The sequence below is a fragment of the Burkholderiales bacterium genome, from assembly GCA_013695435.1.
In the GTDB taxonomy this organism is placed as follows: Bacteria; Pseudomonadota; Gammaproteobacteria; order Burkholderiales; family JACMKV01; genus JACMKV01.
Genome location: JACDAM010000262.1, coordinates 1 through 2835 on the forward strand (window position 1 = coordinate 1; position 2835 = coordinate 2835).

A 2835-nucleotide genomic window follows, 5' to 3' on the forward strand; every position below is an offset into this window, starting at 1 on the left:
ATCGTCGACCGGCACAAAAGTCAGCAACTCCTGTTCAATCGCGTGGCTGTTGTGCTCGAACACGCTATAGCCCTGACCGTGGCGCGCGCGGTAAGCATCGAGCTCGCGGATCGGCGATGCTGTCGGCGTCCAGTAGACGCCCATGTCGTCATCGCGAATGTAAATCGCATCGCCCGCCGGATCGCCGACCGCATCGTTGCTCCACGGCGTCAGACGGTTGCTCTGACTGTTGCCGTACCAGGTGAATCCGCTGCCCGATTCGCTGACCAGCGCGCCGAAATTGACGTTCGCCATGACGTTGACCCAAGGCGCCGGCGTGCACGCTTTAGGGCCGAGATAGATCACGTACTCGCGGCCATCCTGGGTAAAACCGCCGAGGCCGTTAAAATATGGCAACTCCATGTAGTACAACGGCGGCGACGGCTCTTCCCGGAACCGCTGGTTGATCGTTAAAGCTTGCGGCAGCGGGGTGGTTTGCGCCGGCGTCGTCAACTGTTTGCGCAGCGAACCCCTGGCCGCCACCAGCACCACCCGGGCGCTCGCCAGCATCAGGTTCAAATCGCGCTCGGGGAGATTGGCCGCCGCCAGCAGAAACACGTTGCCGGTCGCGCCCTGCGCCGGCGTCTGACCTTGCGTCTGGCCGTGCGCCAAAGTCAGGCGGCGCAGTCGATCGTGCAGAGTTTGTTCATAGCTTGCCGCTTCCTCGTTCAGAATCACAAGATCGGTCTTCAGGCCGCGCAAGCGCAGATAGTTCCAGGCGGTCAGGGTTTCGGCGACGAGGTCGATATCGTGCGCATCGGCGACGGTCGCGATGATGATCGGCAAATCCCCCGAGATACCGTGCGCCCACAGGCCGGACTGGCCGAGCGCGTTGCGCCGCAAGCGCTCCACCGGCGGGCGCAATTGCGCGTGCGGGTAAAGCAGATGTCCGGCCAGCTCCTCGAACCAGCGGCTGTCGTCGCGATGAATGCGCAGGCGGCGCATTTCCAGTTGCGTGTGCGTCCACGCCAGTTCAAACGCGCGAGTGATGGCGCGCGTGTCGGCATATTTTTGCGCAATGGCCAACACTTGTTCACGCGAATCGGCGACGGCGGTGAAGAATGAAAGCTGCACGCGCGCGTTACCCGCGAGGATGACGCGGCGGCGCAGGCTGAAAACCGGGTCGAGCACGGTGCCGGCGGTGCCGGTCAATGCGCGTTCCAGCGCCTGCGGATTATCCAGCGTCCTGCCGCGGCCGATAAATGCGGCACGCTCAGTCTCGAATTGCACCGCGCCGGGCGGCGAGACGCTATGCGCAGCCCACAGGCCGGCGTCATTCGGCGAGCCGGCGCGTCGCCACGCGAGCAGGGTCTGCGGCAGCGCTTCGGTTTCGACGAACAGATTGTTGAACGCGGGATGCGCGCGATCGGCGTTGTGCGCGGCCAGCACGATCTCGGCATAGCTGGTCACTTCGATGACTCTTTCGCGCGAGCTGTGATTGATCAGGGTTACGCGGCGGATTTCCGTGTTGTCCTCGGGCGACACGACGATTTCCGTCTGGGTATCGAAATCCTCATCGCGCCGGAAGAACTCGGCTTTGTCCTCATTGAAGCTCACCGAATGGCGGGCGCTTGCCGAACGCATCGGCTGATGCATAGCGGACCAGACGCGTCCGCTGCGCATGGCTTTCAGATAGATAAAACTGCCCCAGCCATCGCGCGTGGTGTCGGCGCGCCAGCGCGTGATGTCGATATCGCGAAAGCGGCTGTAACCACCGCCGGAGTTGGTCACCATCACCGAATAGGAGCCGTTTGACAGCAGATGAACTTTGGGCGTCGAGGTGTCAGGCGTAGCGATGCGGCTGCTTTGCGGCGCGGCAATGAGCGGGAGCAGGCGCGGCAGCGGTGCTTCGCGCGCGTAGTCCGTGGCTACCGCCACCGCTTGCGGAATGCGTTCGAACAGCAGCGGCTCGGCGGCCCGCACCCGGGCGTCGGCATGAAAGCGGGCGGGCATGATGTTATCGTGCAGTGCGTTATCGAGTGCGGCCAGAATCATCCCCTGGTGATGCGCCATATAGGCATGGACCGGCACGCCGCGCGCGCCGCGCGGATCGCGCTGGCGCGAATAATCGATGGACTCGAAAAATCCATAATCGCCGAGCAGGCCGAGCGGCTCGAGATCGGCCATGCGGCGTAAATTCTCGAGCGCCGCGGCGGGTGCCACTTGCAGCGCCAGGGCCGAAGAATACGGACTGACCACGAGGTCTTCTTCGAGCCCGCGTTTCAGACCCAGGCCGGGCACGCCAAACGCGCGGTATTGATAAATCTGGTGCGCATCGAGCGCGCTGAACGCCGCTTCCGAGATACCCCACGGAATGCCGCGCTGGCCGCCGTAGTCGATCTGGCTTGCGACCGCCGCCGCGCACGCCTGATCGAGCAGCGAATGTTTGAAGCTGCGCGTCAGCAACAAGCGGCATCAGGTATTCGAACATGGTGCCGCTCCACGACAGCAGCGCGCGCCGCCCGAAGGCCGATGCATACGGCCGGCCAAGCGCCCACCAATGCTCGACTGGCACATCGCCGCGCGCGATTGCCGCAAAACTGCCGAGGCGCGCTTCGCTGGCGAGCAGATCGTAATAGGAGTTGTCGAGCCGCAAGTCGCTGACGTTGTAGCCGATCGCGAAAAGCTTGCGTTCCTCGCGATATAAAAATCGCATATTGATGGCGTCCGCCAGTTCGCCGACGCGGGCGATGACCTGTTCGGCGATTGCAACTTGCTGTGCTGCGGCGCGTTGTGCGGAGGCGACTGCCGTGGCAAGCCGATCGAGCCAATCGCGCGTTGTCTGCGGAACGCCGA

2 protein-coding genes are annotated in these 2835 nt (G+C 63.7%); one reads left to right on the plus strand and one right to left on the minus strand.

Going from position 1 to position 2835, the window contains the following annotated elements; translation table 11 throughout:
• On the minus strand, window positions 1-2445 hold a 2445-nt coding region (locus H0V78_12970), incomplete at its 3' end, for a protein ndvB (protein ID MBA2352651.1).
• A gap of 94 nt (window positions 2446-2539) precedes the next feature.
• On the opposite strand from H0V78_12970, the gene H0V78_12975 reads away from it, so the two are divergent.
• The gene (locus tag H0V78_12975) at window positions 2540-2686 is read left to right on the plus strand and encodes a hypothetical protein (GenBank protein ID MBA2352652.1); all 147 of its coding nucleotides are present in this window, start codon (window positions 2540-2542) and stop codon (window positions 2684-2686) included.
• Window positions 2687-2835: the final 149 nt, after the last annotated feature.

Coding starts and splice junctions, on each gene's coding strand:
- H0V78_12975 (MBA2352652.1), top strand. CDS start 2,540: ATGCTCGACTGGCACATCGCCGCGCGCGATTGCCGCAAAACTGCCGAG.